Source organism: Mesorhizobium sp. M0500 (genome assembly GCF_040321165.1).
Lineage (GTDB): Bacteria > Pseudomonadota > Alphaproteobacteria > Rhizobiales > Rhizobiaceae > Mesorhizobium.
On record NZ_JAMYRB010000027.1, the window covers coordinates 39,496 to 54,063 of the forward strand.

The 14,568-nt window shown below is 62.8% G+C and carries 16 protein-coding genes; 8 read left to right on the top strand and 8 right to left on the bottom strand.

From position 1 onward, the window contains the following. Nucleotides 1–20: 20 nt before the first annotated feature. From NKI70_RS28650 to NKI70_RS28670, 5 genes are all read right to left on the bottom strand, one after another. Complete coding sequence (locus NKI70_RS28650) at nt 21–1,553, bottom strand: sugar ABC transporter ATP-binding protein (RefSeq protein WP_352571837.1); 1,533 nt, start codon at nt 1,551–1,553, stop codon at nt 21–23. Next, nucleotides 1,543–2,526, bottom strand: a complete 984-nt coding sequence (locus tag NKI70_RS28655; RefSeq protein WP_352571838.1) for an ABC transporter permease — start codon at nt 2,524–2,526, stop codon at nt 1,543–1,545. The genes NKI70_RS28650 and NKI70_RS28655 overlap by 11 nt, the downstream gene beginning before the upstream one ends. 139 nt (nt 2,527–2,665) lie before the next feature. Further along, on the bottom strand, nt 2,666–3,697 hold the full coding sequence (locus NKI70_RS28660) for a sugar ABC transporter substrate-binding protein (protein ID WP_023677042.1): 1,032 nt from the start codon (nt 3,695–3,697) through the stop codon (nt 2,666–2,668). Between the two features lie 23 nt (nt 3,698–3,720). Continuing rightward, a complete protein-coding gene (locus tag NKI70_RS28665; RefSeq protein WP_023677043.1) occupies nt 3,721–4,572 on the bottom strand; it encodes an IclR family transcriptional regulator in 852 nt (283 codons plus the stop codon). Beyond that, a complete protein-coding gene (locus tag NKI70_RS28670; RefSeq protein WP_352571839.1) occupies nt 4,572–5,714 on the bottom strand; it encodes an ABC transporter substrate-binding protein in 1,143 nt (380 codons plus the stop codon). Before NKI70_RS28670 ends, NKI70_RS28665 begins: the two co-directional genes overlap by 1 nt. Before the next feature lie 623 nt (nt 5,715–6,337). Here NKI70_RS28670 and cyoA point away from each other — a divergent pair. Genes cyoA through cyoD form a run of 4 tightly spaced genes read left to right on the top strand, consistent with a single transcriptional unit; the run spans nt 6,338 to nt 10,342 of the window. Continuing rightward, nucleotides 6,338–7,261, top strand: a complete 924-nt coding sequence (gene cyoA, locus NKI70_RS28675; RefSeq protein WP_352620540.1) for a ubiquinol oxidase subunit II — start codon at nt 6,338–6,340, stop codon at nt 7,259–7,261. A gap of 2 nt (nt 7,262–7,263) precedes the next feature. After that, nucleotides 7,264–9,270: a cytochrome o ubiquinol oxidase subunit I gene (gene cyoB, locus NKI70_RS28680; RefSeq protein WP_023677047.1), complete on the top strand. Its 2,007-nt coding sequence runs from the start codon at nt 7,264–7,266 to the stop codon at nt 9,268–9,270. Further along, a complete protein-coding gene (gene cyoC, locus NKI70_RS28685) occupies nt 9,267–9,917 on the top strand; it encodes a cytochrome o ubiquinol oxidase subunit III (RefSeq protein ID WP_023677048.1) in 651 nt (216 codons plus the stop codon). The genes cyoB and cyoC overlap by 4 nt, the downstream gene beginning before the upstream one ends. Further along, a complete protein-coding gene (gene cyoD / locus NKI70_RS28690) occupies nt 9,914–10,342 on the top strand; it encodes a cytochrome o ubiquinol oxidase subunit IV (RefSeq protein ID WP_023677049.1) in 429 nt (142 codons plus the stop codon). The genes cyoC and cyoD overlap by 4 nt, the downstream gene beginning before the upstream one ends. Nucleotides 10,343–10,495: 153 nt before the next feature. On the opposite strand, the gene NKI70_RS28695 is transcribed toward cyoD, so the two are convergent. Further along, on the bottom strand, nt 10,496–10,984 hold the full coding sequence (locus NKI70_RS28695) for a YbhB/YbcL family Raf kinase inhibitor-like protein (protein WP_352571840.1): 489 nt from the start codon (nt 10,982–10,984) through the stop codon (nt 10,496–10,498). Between the two features lie 136 nt (nt 10,985–11,120). Here NKI70_RS28695 and NKI70_RS28700 point away from each other — a divergent pair, with 136 nt between their 5' ends. The 3 genes from NKI70_RS28700 to NKI70_RS28710 all read left to right on the top strand — a co-directional run bounded on the left by NKI70_RS28700 (nt 11,121) and on the right by NKI70_RS28710 (nt 12,996). Next, entirely contained in the window at nt 11,121–12,302 is a 1,182-nt protein-coding gene (locus tag NKI70_RS28700; RefSeq protein ID WP_023677051.1) for a DUF3182 family protein, read from the top strand. 89 nt (nt 12,303–12,391) lie between these two features. Continuing rightward, the gene (locus tag NKI70_RS28705) at nt 12,392–12,763 is read left to right on the top strand and encodes a SpoIIAA family protein (protein WP_023677052.1); all 372 of its coding nucleotides are present in this window, start codon (nt 12,392–12,394) and stop codon (nt 12,761–12,763) included. A gap of 17 nt (nt 12,764–12,780) precedes the next feature. Next, nucleotides 12,781–12,996, top strand: coding sequence for a hypothetical protein (locus NKI70_RS28710; RefSeq protein WP_031211849.1), 216 nt, complete (start codon nt 12,781–12,783; stop codon nt 12,994–12,996). 39 nt (nt 12,997–13,035) lie between these two features. Here NKI70_RS28710 and NKI70_RS28715 read toward each other — a convergent pair whose 3' ends face one another. Next, nucleotides 13,036–13,359, bottom strand: a complete 324-nt coding sequence (locus NKI70_RS28715; RefSeq protein ID WP_023677054.1) for a hypothetical protein — start codon at nt 13,357–13,359, stop codon at nt 13,036–13,038. Between the two features lie 204 nt (nt 13,360–13,563). Then, the gene (locus tag NKI70_RS28720) at nt 13,564–14,001 is read right to left on the bottom strand and encodes an Lrp/AsnC family transcriptional regulator (protein WP_023677055.1); all 438 of its coding nucleotides are present in this window, start codon (nt 13,999–14,001) and stop codon (nt 13,564–13,566) included. A 129-nt stretch (nt 14,002–14,130) separates the two neighbouring features. On the opposite strand from NKI70_RS28720, the gene NKI70_RS28725 reads away from it, so the two are divergent. Then, nucleotides 14,131–14,568 (top strand): arginase family protein (locus NKI70_RS28725; protein WP_352725671.1); only part of this gene is annotated, 438 nt, incomplete at its 3' end.

The window sequence follows — 14,568 nt, forward strand, 5'->3', positions numbered from 1 at the left end:
CTTTGCGAAGCGTCATCGTCTTAGCCGATCGCCGCATTGAGGATGTTCTCCTGCGTGGCCTCGTCGCGAGGCATGATCGCGGTGAGGCGGCCTTCGCACATCACCGCGATGCGGTCGGCAAGCCCCAGCAGCTCGGGCATTTCGGACGTCATCATGACGACCGCCAGGCCCTCGCCGGCGAGCCGGTCGATGAGCGCAAAAATCTCCGACTTGGCGCCGACGTCGATGCCGCGGGTCGGCTCGTCGACGACGATCACCTTCAGGCCTCGCATCAGCCAGCGCGAGATCAGCACCTTCTGCTGATTGCCGCCGGACAGATTCTTGACCTGCTGGAACAGGCTGGGCGTCCGGATGCGGAAACGGTCGACATAGTCCTGCACCGCCTTGCGTTCGCTGACCTTGTCGACGAAGCCCATTCTGGCGAAGGCGCCGAGTGAGGCGAGGCTGGCATTCTGGTAGACCGGCAACTCGCCCATCAGCCCCTCGCTCTTGCGGTCCTCGGTGAGCAGGCCGATGCCGAGCCGGACGCCGGTGTGCGTTTCGTGCGGCAGCAGCCGGCTGCCATCGACCGAAATGGCGCCGGAAGTGATCGGGTCGAAGCCGACGATGGCCTTGGCGAGCTCGGTCCGGCCGGCCCCCATCAGGCCGAAGAAGCCGAGGACCTCGCCGGCATGCGCCTCGAACGACACATCCTTCAGCTTCTTGGCGGTGCTGAGCCCTTCAACGGAAAGCGCGACCTTGCTGCCCGGCGCGCCGCGCTTGCGAGGGAACAGGTTTTCGATGCGCCGGCCGATCATGTCCTGGATCAGCGTGTCGTTGGTGTGCTCGCCGATCGGCCTGGTCGAGACGTGGCGGCCATCGCGCAGCACGGTCACGGTGTCGGCGATCTCGAAGACCTCGTCGAGCTTGTGGCTGACATAGAGCACCGCGATGCCGAGCGCGGCCAGCCGGCGGATGACGGTGAACAGCAGCGAGACCTCGTTCGGCGTCAGCGAGGAGGTCGGCTCGTCCATCACCACGACGCGGGCCTCATGGGCGAGTGCGCGGGCGATCTCGACCATCTGCTGCTGGCTGACCGGCAGCGATCCCGTGCGCGCCGCCGGGTCGACATTGAAGCCGATACGCTTGAACAGAGCGGCCGCATCGGCACGGATCTTCTTCCAGTCGATCGAGCCGCCTTTGCCGGTCGGATAGCCTTCGAGGAAGATGTTTTCGGCGACGCTGAATTCAGCGATCAGCGCGATCTCCTGGAACACCACCTTGATGCCCTCTTTCAGGCTATCGCGCGGCGACTTGATGTCGGCCTCGCGGCCGCGCAGGCGGATGGTGCCGGCATCCTTGCCGTAGACCCCGGCCATGATCTTGATCAGCGTCGACTTGCCGGCGCCGTTCTCGCCCATCAGGGCATGGATTTTGCCGGGTTCCAAGGTCAGATCGACATTGTCCAGCGCCACCACGCCGGGAAAACGCTTGCCGATGCCGCGCATCTCCAGCGCCGGCACGCTTTTGTCGACGGCCGCGGTTTTGCCGGGGTGAAGGAAATCAACCGACATTGGCTCTGTTCCGGACGATGTCGAGATAGGTCGCCAGGATGATGACGATGCCAGGCACCACCATCTGCAGGTCCTGGTTCCAGCCGAGGATGATGATGCCGTTGTCGATGACCTTCAGCACCAGCACGCCCAGCAACGTGCCGAGCAGCGAACCGCGGCCGCCAAGCAGGCTGGTGCCGCCGAGGATGACGGCGGCAATCACCGTCAGCTCGAAGCCGCGGCCGGCGGTCGGCTGGCCGGCATTCATCAGCGACGACAGGATCATGCCGGCGATGCCGACGCACAGGCCGGTGACGACGAAGGCGAACAGTTTCAGCCGTTGCGAGCGCACGCCGGAGAGACGAACCGCGCGCTCGTTGGCGCCGACAGCGTAGAGATAACGGCCGAGCGTGGTGAAGCGCAGCGTTGCCGCGGCCAGCGCGAAAATCAGCGCGGCAATGACTACGGGCAGCGGGATCGCGCCGAGATAGCCGGCGCCGAGATCGGTGAAGCCGGCAAGCCGGTGGTGGTTCTGCACCGCCTCGCGGGTGAACAGATAAACGCCGCCCTGCAGCATCATCATGGTGCCGATGGTGGCGATCAGCGAGTTCACTTTGAGCCTGGTGACGACCAGCCCGTTGAACAGGCCGACGGCACCGGCAAAGGCGAGCGCCGCCAGCAGCCCGAGCGTCAGGCTGTGCGTTGAATTCAGCACGGCCATGCCGATGCAGCCGACAAAAGCCAGCGATGCACCGACCGACAGGTCGACTTCCGCGGTGATGATCAGCATCGTCATGCCGGAGGCGACGATCAGCACCAGCGCGCATTGGCGCAGGATGGCGATGATGTTGGCCTCGGAATAGAATTGCGGCGCGGCAATCGAAATGGCGATGCAGAGCACGGCCAGGATCACGCCGAGCACCAGCTGGCTGCTGCCCAGCAGCTGGCCGCCGATGAAACGCCTTGGCGCGGAGGATTGCGTAAGCTCGCTCATGTCCATTTCATTTCCGGGCCCGTATCGGTGCCGTCGCCGTCTGGAACTGCCGGCCAAAACAGGACGGTTGCCCTGTTTTGCCGTCGGCATATCCGATCCGCCACCCTTCCCGCCGTGCGGGAAGGGCTACCCGGAATCCTTACTTCTTCAGATCGGCGGAAGTTTTCATGCATTTTTCCGGTGGCTGAAGCGCATTGACGGCATCCCATTTGATTTTGCGTGTGGTGCCATCGTAGTCGTAGAACTTCTTCCAGTCGTCACCGTTCATCGGCGCGGTGGGGCTGACGATGTGTTCCGGCACCTCTTCGCCGTTGAAGAGCTTAACCGCTGCATCGATGGCGGTGTAGCCTTCCTTTTCCGGGAACATCGCGGCTTCGATGCGATAGGACGGCTCGTTCTGCATTGCATTGATGAAGGCGAGGCCTTCGCCGCCGGTGCCGACCGTCAACAGGCCGTCCTGCGACTTGCCGGCCGCTTTCCAGGCCTGAAGGCCGCCGAGCGAGGAGGAATCGTTGATGCCGTAGATGATGTTGATGTCGGCGTTCTTGGCAAGTGCCGCCGAAGAGACCTCGAGCGCGCGATCGGGATTGCCGCCACCGTCGAGGTCGTGGACCATGACCGCGTCGGGGATGATGGTCTTCAGGCCATCCATGAAACCCTGCGACCGCAGCACCGTGGCGGACAGCAGCGGCAAGCCGACATTCATCACCTTGGCTTTGCCTTCGAGCTTTTCCTTGGCGTATTTGCCGGCTTCGACGCCGGCGGTGTAGCCGGTGTCGTAGTCGCAGATCGCGACCATTGTGGTCATGCCCTTGACCGGATTGCCTTCGAGCACGACTGGAACGTTGTTGGATTTCGCCTGGCGCAGCAGCGGCACGACGCCTTCCTCGTTGACGGGCGTGATGATCAGGACGTCGACGCCCTTGGCCATGAAATCTTCGGCGGCGGAGACCTCCTTGGCAACGTCCAGATTGGCGTCCTGCACCTCGAGCTCGATACCAAGTTCCTTGGCGCGGGACTGCATGCCCTTGATGACGTTCTGATACCACTCATGCGTGGCGTAGTTGGTGACGTAGCCGATGCGCTTCGGCATGTTTTCGGCGTGTGCCGCGGCGGCGCTCAGAGCAAGCACCGCCGCCGAGGCAAACAGCATCGATTTGGACCAGTTCATGTTTCTTCTCCCTGTATTTCTTGTCAGTTGCTGAACGGATAGTCCCGCCGTTCCGGGTCGGCACGTGAAGAGGCGGCAGCTTCGCCCGCGCCCAGCGCCGCCGATATCGTCTCGGCCGCCGCCTTCGTCCGCTCGAAGACGGTGCTGCGATCGAAGCGGGCGGCCTTTTGCGGCAGGAAGGGGACGGTGAGCGCGGCAATGACGGCGCCGGTATGGTCGCGCACCGGCATCGAGATGTTGGTGCAGCCCTCGACAGCCAGCGAGGCGCGCATTTCATAGCCGAGCCTTGCGACCTCGTTCAGCCGCGCTTCGATTTCCGTCCGGCTGCCTTGGCCTTCGCCTGCGGCGACGATCCGTTCGACGATGCGGTCGCGCTCGGCGCGGCTCGAATGCGCCAGCAGCACCGCGCCGGAGCTCGTTTCGAGTATCGGGAAATGCGAGCCAAGGGCAACCGAATAACGCATCGGCAAAGGCGAATCGATCTGCAGCACGACCAGTGCGCTCTCGCCTTCGCGCACGACGAGATGGCAGCTCTGGTCGGCATTGGCGGCCAGGCCGCGCATCACCGGCAGCGCACATTCGACCAGGCGGTTTACCGGCGGATGCATATGCGCCAGCTCGAACAGCTTCAGCGACAGGCGGAAGCGGTCCGATTGCGTCCGGAAAATGTAGCCGCGCTTCTCCAGCAACAGCAGGATGCGGTAGATCTCGTGAATGGAGCGCCCCATTCCGGTGGCGATCTCGGTTTGGGTCAGCGGCTCGCCGCTGGCAGCCATGAATTCCAGTATGTCGAGCGCCTTCTCCACCGCCGGCACCCGATAGCCGTTGCGGCCGCTTTCGCCTTCGTCGACGATCTGGGCAATATCGGCGGCCATTACGCGACGCTCCGTTGCGGCTGGCCATGCCTGGTCTCGCGATAGAGCCGGTTCAGCCGATCCGCGAGCTCGGCCGCCTGCAATTCGCCGGCGATCGCCGCCGCGGCATGAGGGGCGCATTGGCGGAAGAAGCTGATGAAGCCCGGATGGGTCGGGCGCAGATAGGAGGCTTCGATCGTCGCCAGAGTCGAGGCGAAGAAGCCGCCCGAGAGCGCGTTGACCTCGGTATCCTGCCACGCCGCCAGCGACCCCGGCTGTCCGCCGGATTTCACATAGTCGCCGCGCTGATAGCCGGGCGAGCACAGAAATAGCGCATAATCGATGGCTGCCTGCTTGTGTTTCGATTGGGCGCTGACGCCGATGCCGGCGCCGCCGAGCAAGGCGCCGGCGGATCGCGGCGTCGGCACGTCGGCGAAGCGCAGATACGGCCTGTCTGCCTTAGAGGCGTAGTTCACATAGCCGAAGGCGAACGGCACGTAGACCACGTCGTCATGCGCGATCATCTGATCGTAGCAACGGATCGGGTTCCATTTCGGCGAGTTCGGGTGCGACAGCGCCGCAAGCTGGCGCAACTGCCCGACGGCCTGCTCGATTTTTTCCCCGGCGATGAACTCGTCGCCGTCTTCCCGGGGCTCACCCAGCGTCAAAAGCAGGCACATGGCGTCAGTCGGCACCAACGGCAGCCCAAGCCATTTGCCGTCCTTCAAGGCGCGCCGGCCGAGCTCCAGCACCTCGTCATGGCTGCGCGGCAGCGGCCCGTAGCGCTCCAGCAGATCGGGGCGATATGAGGCAACCTGACAGGCAGCATCGATCGGCAACGCCCATTGGCGCCCGTCCCTTGCGTAGGATTGCCAGGACGCGCCGACCGAATCCCGTTCGAAGCCGCGGCGCTGCTCGGCCGACAAATCGAACGGCACCATCAGCCCGCCTTCGGCAATATCGCCGATGAACGGATGGTCGAACACGACAAGATCATAGGCGCCGAGCACCGGACCAAGCGCGCCCTCGCCGAACTCGTAGAGGCTGCGGCGGTCCCATTCGATCTCAAGACCGGGATTGGCGGCACAATACGGCCCGATGCTGGCGTCGAGCGGACCCCAGCAGCGTCGGTGATCCCACGCGAGGCCGCGCAGTCTTGTCATGCCGAAATTCCTCCCAGAGGCGGCCATGCGCCGGCCCAGCCGATTAGTAGCAACTATTTTCACCTAGACAAGTAGTTTTTACATACGCAAAGCCAGTCCTCGCTTCTGTTTGGCGAGAAAGCCGCCCAACCATCCTTGGTGCGCATCGCGTTGCCGCCGGCCTGCAACCAAAGGCTGCGATGGATCTGGCTTTTTGGGAACTTTCGCGACGAACATTCGTTCGGTTGGCGCAGCCATCTGGAGCAGCATCACTGGGCAGCGTCACTGGATTCAGCGCCGAGTCGCGGGGAGCGGACTAAAATGGACAACGGTGGGCGCGGCCATGAACCGGTTTACCGCCTTGGCATTCGCCACGTTTCTGGCGATAACTTCGATCTGGGTCCTGTCGCTGGTTTCTTAAGATTTGGCTCTGGTTGCTTGGGATTTGCCGCTGGTTTTTAGGATTTGGAGGGGTTCTCGACAGGTCGACCGCTTAACGATGACGTCCGCCGCATGTGGTTCTGCCAGCCGGAGCCGCGTGCGTGAAGAAACTGTCGCCAGGAGCACACCGGCGCGCACATTCGGGGTTGGCAGCCACGCTGCCTGCAACGTTCCAATCGGTTTTCAGGAAACGGCGAGATCTCATGCTGCTGAGGGTGATCGTTCGAAACTGTGCCGCCATCCGTCTTGGCTGCCTCGGCGCGACGATTTTGCTGGTCGGGCTGCTTGCCGGCTGCCAGGGCGGCGTGCTCGATCCGCAAGGGCCGGTGGGGGCGGCGCAGCGGACGATCCTGCTCAATTCGGTCGCCATCATGCTGGCCATCGTCATCCCGACGATCGTGGCGACGCTCGGCTTTGCCTGGTGGTTCCGGGAAACCAACACAAGAGCGCGGTACCTGCCGGAATGGGCCTATTCCGGACGCATCGAACTGGTGGTCTGGTCGATCCCCATCCTCGTCATCCTGTTTCTGAGCGGCATCATCTGGATCGGGTCGCATGACCTCGATCCAATGAAGCCGCTGGATTCGCAGCAAAAGCCGCTTGAGGTGCAGGTCGTCTCGCTCGACTGGAAATGGCTGTTCATCTACCCCGAGCAGAATGTGGCGAGCATCAACCAGCTCGTGGTGCCGGCGGGCAGGCCGGTGCATTTCTCGCTTACCTCGGCAAGCGTCATGAACGCGTTCTTCGTGCCTCAGCTTGGCGGCATGATCTATACGATGAATGGCATGACGACGCAGCTTCACCTGCAGGCGGATCAGCCCGGCGAATTCTATGGGCGGTCGGCCCATTTCAGCGGTGACGGTTTTCCAGGCATGCAATTCGTGCTGCATGCCGTCGCAGCGGATGCCTTCGACGCGTTTGTCAATTCGGCGCGAAGCCAGGGACAGGCACTCGACAAGGCCAGCTACCAGGAACTGGCCAGACAGAGCATCGACGTGCCGCCTTCGACCTATCGCTCGGTCGAGCCGGACCTTTTCCATGAAATCGCGACGCAGGGCGTTCCGCCCGCGCCCGGTCCCCAGGCCGGTCGCCCCGAGCCGAGCGTATCGCCCGCGACAGGAGGCTGACAATGCTCGGAAAATTGAGCTGGGACGTCATTCCGTTCGATCAGCCTCTGCCGATGATCGCCTCGGCGGTCGTCGCCCTGGCAATTCTCGGCGTGCTGGCCTGGGTCTTCCTGGCCGGCCATTTCCCCTATCTGTGGCGCGAATGGATCACCAGCGTCGATCACAAGCGGATCGGCGTGATGTACACGCTGCTGGCGCTGCTGATGCTGCTGCGCGGCTTCAGCGACGCCGTCATGATGCGGTCCCAGCAAGCCCTCGCCTTCCAGGCGCCCGGCTATCTGCCGCCCGATCACTTCAACCAGGTCTTTTCCGCCCACGGCACCATCATGATCTTTTTCGGGGCGATGCCGTTCGTCATCGGCCTGATGAACCTGGTCGTGCCGCTGCAGCTCGGCGTCCGCGACGTTGCCTTTCCGACGCTCAACTCGGTGAGCTTCTGGCTCACCGCCACCGGTGCGCTGCTGGTCAACATCTCGCTGGTGATCGGCGAATTCGCCCGTACCGGATGGCTGCCCTATCCGCCGCTCAGCGAGACCGCCTATTCGCCGGGCGTCGGCGTCGACTATTATCTGTGGGCGGTGCAGATATCGGGCGTCGGAACGCTGCTCACCGGGATCAATTTCGTCACCACGATCCTGAAGATGCGGGCGCCCGGCATGAGCTACCTCAGGATGTCGATGTTCTGCTGGACCTCACTCGCCGCCAGCCTGCTCATCGTCGCCGCCTTCCCGATCCTCACCGCCACGCTCGCGATGCTGACGCTCGACCGCTATTTCGGCTTTCATTTCTTCACCAATGAAGCCGGCGGCAACATGCTGATGTTCGTGAACCTGATCTGGGCCTGGGGCCATCCCGAGGTCTATATCCTCGTCCTGCCGGCGTTCGGCATCTTCTCGGAGGTCATCTCTACCTTCTCCAGCAAGCCGCTGTTCGGCTACCGCTCGATGGTGGCCGCGACGCTCTTCATCTGCATCGTCTCCTTCATGGTGTGGCTGCACCACTTCTTCACCATGGGCGCCGGGGCCGACGTCAACGCCGCGTTCGGCATCGCCACCAGCATCATTGCTGTCGGTACCGGCGTGAAGATCTACAACTGGATGTTCACCATGTATGGCGGCCGCATCCGCTTCGCGACGCCAATGCTGTGGTCGCTGGGCTTTATGGTGACGTTCGTCATCGGCGGTATGACGGGCGTGTTGCTGGCCGTGCCGCCAGCCGATTTCCTGCTCCACAACAGCCTGTTCCTGGTGGCGCATTTCCACAACGTCATCATCGGCGGTGTGCTGTTCGGCGCCTTCGCGGGATATACCTACTGGTTTCCAAAGGCATTCGGTTTCCGGCTGCACGAGGGCTGGGGCAAGCTGGCCTTCTGGCTGACTCTGATCGGCTTCTACGTCACTTTCGTGCCGCTCTACGCTGTTGGCCTGCTCGGCATGACCCGCCGAATGCAGCATTTCGACGTGTCGGCATGGTATCCCTGGGTGCTGGCTGCCGGCGTCGGCATGTTAATCACTACCGCCGGCGTGGTCGCGCAGATCGTACAGCTCGTCGTCAGCATCCGGCAGCGCGCGGCGCTTCGCGACGCCACCGGAGATCCCTGGGACGGCCGCTCGCTGGAATGGGCCACGCCCTCGCCGCCGCCGGTCTTCAACTTCGCCGCGCTTCCGCATGTCGAGGGCGAAGAGCCCTACTGGAGCATCAAGCAGCGGGCACGCGAACAAAACCGGCTGCGCGACGAGCCTGACTACGAGCCGATCGAGATGCCGCGCAACAGTCCCACCGGGTTCATCTGCGCCTTCTTTGCGACCGTAATGGGTTTTGCCCTCATCTGGCACATCTGGTGGATGGTGGCGCTCGGCGCTCTCGGTGCTTTGGCCACCTTCGTCGTATTCGCGTGGCGCGACATCCCCGAATACGTCATTCCTGCCGCCGAAGTCGCCCGGATCGACCGCGCCAACCGAAGTGCCCGCCGCGAGGCGCTGGTTACCTACACAGGGCCAAGGCCATGACCGCGATCGATGTTCGAGAGCGTGACCCTTACCGCCTCCATGGCGGGCACGGCCATGCACCTGGCCACGGCGACGGCGGCCCGGCACCGATCCGGATCGTCGTCGGCTACGGCTTCTGGATCTTCCTCCTGAGCGACATCGTGATGTTCTCGGCCTTCTTCGCGGCCTACGCCGTGCTGGCGGGCAAGACGGCGGGCGGACCAAGCGGGGCCGAGCTGTTCGACCTGCGCAACGTCGCGATCGAGACGGCGGCCCTGCTTTTGTCGAGTTTTACCTGCGGTCTCGCCAGCCTCGCCGTGACAGCGCGGCGAAGCTCCTGGTTCTATGTCGCGATGGCTGTCACTTTCGTGCTCGGCGCCAGCTTCATCCTGCTCGAGTTGCGCGAGTTCGCGCATATGGTTGCCCGCGATGCCGGACCGACGCGCAGTGCTTTCCTGTCGGCGTTCTTCACGCTGGTTGGATGCCATGGCCTTCACGTGACGGCGGGGCTGCTGTGGCTGCTCACGATGATGGCGCAGATCTTCGCCAAGGGATTCCGTGACGATATTCTTCGGCGTTTCATGTGCTTCAGCCTGTTCTGGCACGCCCTCGACATCATCTGGGTCGCCCTGTTCACGGTGGTCTATCTCCTGGGAGCAAGTCGATGAGCAATGCGGACGATCGCCACGCGCAACGGCGCGACACCGATGGGCTGGAGCGCTACGACATCGATACGGCGCCGGGTGACGAATACCTCGGCGACACCGAAGTCGGATCCGGGCTACGCGGCTATGTGATCGGCCTCGGGCTGGCAACGCTGTTGACCATCGCCTCGTTCTGGTTGCTCGGAACCAACCTGATATGGGCACCCGGCATTCCGGTGGCGCTGGTCGTGCTTGCGATCGCCCAGATGGGCGTGCATCTCGTCTTCTTCCTGCACATCACGACGGGGCCGGACAACACCAACAACGCTCTAGCGCTTGCCTTCGGCGTGCTGATCGTAGTTCTGGTGATTGGCGGCTCGATCTGGATCATGGCCAACCTCGACCACAATTTGATGCCGATGAACGCGATCATGAACATGAACCGCTGATGCATGTCGCGCAAAAGTGTGCAGCGGTTTTGTGATAACGACATGCGTAAAAACAAGAATCTAAAGCGCGTCGCATGAGGCCGATCGAACGCGACGCGCTTTAGCGATTATTCCGGCCGTTCGCCGCAGTTCATGCGACAGCGAGCTCCGGTCTCAAGCCCGTTCGAATGTGCCGACGAGCTCGGCCTCTCCCACGACGTGCGGCGCGGCCTGTTTCAGCACGTCTTCGACGGCAGCCTTCTCGTCGAGACGCAGCGTCTCGACGTCGACCGCAAGAAGCCGGAAATGGTAATGGTGGAGCCCATGCCCAGGCGGCGGCTGGGGGCCGTCATAATGAGGATTGCCGAAATCATTGACGCCGTGTCCGAGGCTCTCGGTCTTGGCGCCGGCGGTCGTGCCTTCGGGAAGAAAGTTCCGCTGTGCGTCGATGTCGTAGACCGCCCAATGACGGAACATGCCTGAAGGGGCGTCGGGGTCCTCGACGGCCAGGACGAAGCTTTTGGTTCCTTGCGGCGCGTCCGTCCACTCCAATGGCGGCGAGACGTTGCCGCCGTCGCGGGAATAGCGCGGCGGTATTTTTTCGCCATCGAGCTTTGAGCGTGAAAGCCATGGTCTCGATCTCCCTGGCTGAGGTTCCCGCATAACAACCGCGAGCCACCGATGTTCCGGGCAGCCACCTGGTCAAACCCGCAGCCGGCCGTTGGCCGGAACATTCGCCGAGGAAGCGGGTTTTTCGGTTCGGACGCATCGCCGCGGAATGGCGGCAAGAGGCTCGGCAATGGACGAAGGGCGCGACATGACCGGGCTAAGCGGTAAGCAACCAAGCGGGGCGAAAGGTGTTGTGGTCGCATTCTCCGTGCCGGGCGGCGAGACAATCTATACCCACGAGCGGGAAACCGTCGCTGCCGTTGCGCGCACGATTGCGGCGTTGAAGGGCTTTGCCTTCCGCCAGGGCCTGCGTGACGGCGGCGGTGACAGTGGCCGACTGTATTTCGTGCCGGACGACAGCCTGCTTGCCGTCGATGCGCTCCAACTGGGCATAAACGGGCCGGACGACCTCTTCGGCGGTGTGGTGCCCTGGCGCCTCGCAACCACCAAGGCCATAACCCACGAGCTGGTGGACGGATCGGCGGCACGGCCAAAAGAATGGCACGCCGGCTTCGGCAGGGCCGTCGCCGCGGCCGTACTGCCCGGTTACACCGCATTTTCACGCCACGACGCGCTGCGCGCAGCGCAACGTCTGCTGGAGCTCGGGCTGGTCCGGTTCAAGCCACCGCGCGCTTCGCGGGGCCGCGACCAGCACACCGCCGCGACGGTCGGCGATGTCGAAAGGCTGCTGGACCAATATCCATCCTCTGACCTAAGCGAATACGGCCTTGTTCTCGAAACGCAGCTTCGCGACATCGTTACGCTGAGCGTTGGCAGAACCATGATCGACGAATTGTCGATCAGCTATTACGGCACCCAGCGGACGACGACCGACAACGACGGACAGCCCGTTTACGGCGGATCCGATCTGGTCGTCGTGCGCGGCGGATGGGAGGCGCTGGATGAGCTGCGATTATCGCCGACGCTGGGTTTGGCCGTGGCGCAGGCGAGGACCTACGACGCGGCGATGGATGGCTATCCCGGATTTTTCGCCTCACGGCGCAACTACGACATCGGCCAAGGTGTCGATTCCTCGGGCATCTGGCGATCGGGAGTGCTGGAAGCCAGTTGGCGGATCGGCGGCAGCAGCACGGCCGAGCTTGCGGCAATGGACGCCATGACGCGTGACCCCGACGTGCAGATTGTGCATGTCTCCGCCGTCAAGCAGTTCGGCAACACCGCGCAGCTGCCGCTGAATGCAGAAATCCACTTCGACGGAGAGGACCCCGAGGAGGGCCAAATCACGCGTTACACCGTCGTCACCCAGGTGATCCGAGGGCCGGTCGGGGAAGCCGGCCGATCGTCATTTTAGGTCGAAGTGAAACACGCCTTTGGCAGGGAACATCCGCGAATGGCCCGAGTTTGTTTCAGGCAGCCAGCCAGTCAGAAACCGGGGGAAAAATGATCGAGATGATTTCCGCTCCCCAGAACGTCGCCGCCTTTCGTGTCACCGGCACTGTGACAGCGGACGACTACGACAGAGTCATCCCGGCAATCGAAGCCAAACTGAGCGACCATAAGGACATCGGCGTCCTGACCGATCTTACCGATTTCGAGGACATGACGGCTGGCGCCTTGCGGCGCGACCTGCAGTATGGGCTGAGCAAACTTGGCGAGCTCCACCGCTTCAAACGTGCCGCCGTGATTTCCGACAAGCAGTGGATCAAGGCAGCTACGGAAATGACGGACGCGCTGTTTCCGCAAATCGAGGCGCGGGTGTTCCCGGAGGACGAAAAAGCCCAGGCCCTGAAATGGGTGGCAGGCGTACAATAGCGGTGTTGGAGAGTGCCATGCCGTTCGACAAACGACAGGATTCAGAAGGCCTCTGGGAGGTCTATGACAGCGAGAGCGACGAAGCCGTCGTGGTCGGCGGGTTGCCGCTTTCCGGTCTCGACGAAAGCGAAGCCGATGAAGCGATCGAAAAGCTCAATCGGGGCGATCTGACGTCGGACAACATCCCCGAGACGGTTCGGTCAGGGTGGCCTCCGACCAAGGACGGCTTGTGATGACAGCCTGACGGACGTCACCGAGGACCGGTCGCGGATCTACGACGAGGCCTTGACCCCGAGCTTGCGGGCTTTGTCCTCAAATTCGTCGCGAATATCCTCGATCGTCGGCAGATGCAGGCGCCGCAGCTGGGAGTGCAACTTTTTGGCGGCATCTGAGCTCAGGTCGCGCTTGAAATTGGTCGCGACCTCCTCGGCCGAGCCGTAATGGCGATAGCGCTCGATCTCGGTCTTCGTGGCTTGCTGGACGTGCTCGAGCGTCTTGCGTTCGGCATCGGATTTTCCGTCTGGTTTGGCCCGCACGACCGGATTGAACGCTTTGCTGATAACGAATTCGACCAGTTCCTGCTGGGCGTGAGCCATGATTGTTCTCCCTCGAAGAAGGGCTGTCCGAGCCTAGAACGGTTCATCGGGGGAAACGCTGAACCGATCTCTCTTGTTTGACGCAATTCCGAACGGAAAACCGTTTCACACTTTTCCTGGAATTGCTCTAACCGCACCGGCAATTGAAGGTTCTGTGGCTTCGGATTTCGTTATCGCTACAGGCCCAAGGCGGTTCCTCGAAGGTCACAGCCGCGCCTTGGTGGTGCGCGGCGTTGCCAGGAGCAGGCTTGTTTCGCTGCCGGTAATTCCGGGGATCAGGCGGATACGTCTCAGCACCGCGTCGAACTCGCTCAGGGTCTGGGTTCCGAGTTCTATCACCAGATCCCAGCGGCCATTGGTGGTGTGGATGGTCGAGACCTCGGAGAAGCCGCCCAGCGCCCGAATGACGCGATCGGCGGCGTGGCCTTCGATCTCGATCATCATGATGCCACGCACGCGCTGATCGACCGCGTCGGCGCGCAGAATGACGGTGTAGCCGACGATGACGCCGTCTCTTTCAAGCCGCTCGATCCGGGACCTTACCGTTGCCCGGGAGACACCCAGGCTAACGGCAAGGTCGGAAATGCTGCGCCGGGCGTCGTGCCGCAAAGAGGTGATGATCTGCTCGTCGAGGTGGTCCATGATTGCTCACAACGGAAGTAGATGCTGCCGCTATGGTAAGGCACTTCGACAAATTTGCCAATTTGACATGTTCATTCTGCCAGCGATGCCGGCTTCAATAAAGGCATCGTAATTGGCGGGGTATGACAAATGCATTGCACGATCGTTGGGGCGCCGATCCAGGCCGGCTCAGGCCGCATGGGCTGCGAGATGGGGCCGAGTGCGCTGCGCACGGCCGGCCTGGCCGGCGCACTGACCGAGCTCGGCCATACGCTGACCGACCTCGGAACGATCGTCCCTGCCGACATGCGTCCTGTCGTACACGGCAACGCGGCGGTGAAGGCGCTGCCGGAAATTGCGGCCTGGACGGCGGCAATCAGCGAAACGGCCTATGCCGCGAGCGCCGATGCGATGCCGATCTTTCTCGGCGGCGACCACAGCATTTCGGCCGGCACGCTCGCCGGCATTGCCCGCCCGGGGGCGAATGCCCCCCCGCCCCACATAGTGCTCTTGCGAGCTGCGCCCCCCCCATTTAAAAAATTATCATTTAAAACTAATACGCTGGCGCCGAAAAGGATAATTTTTATT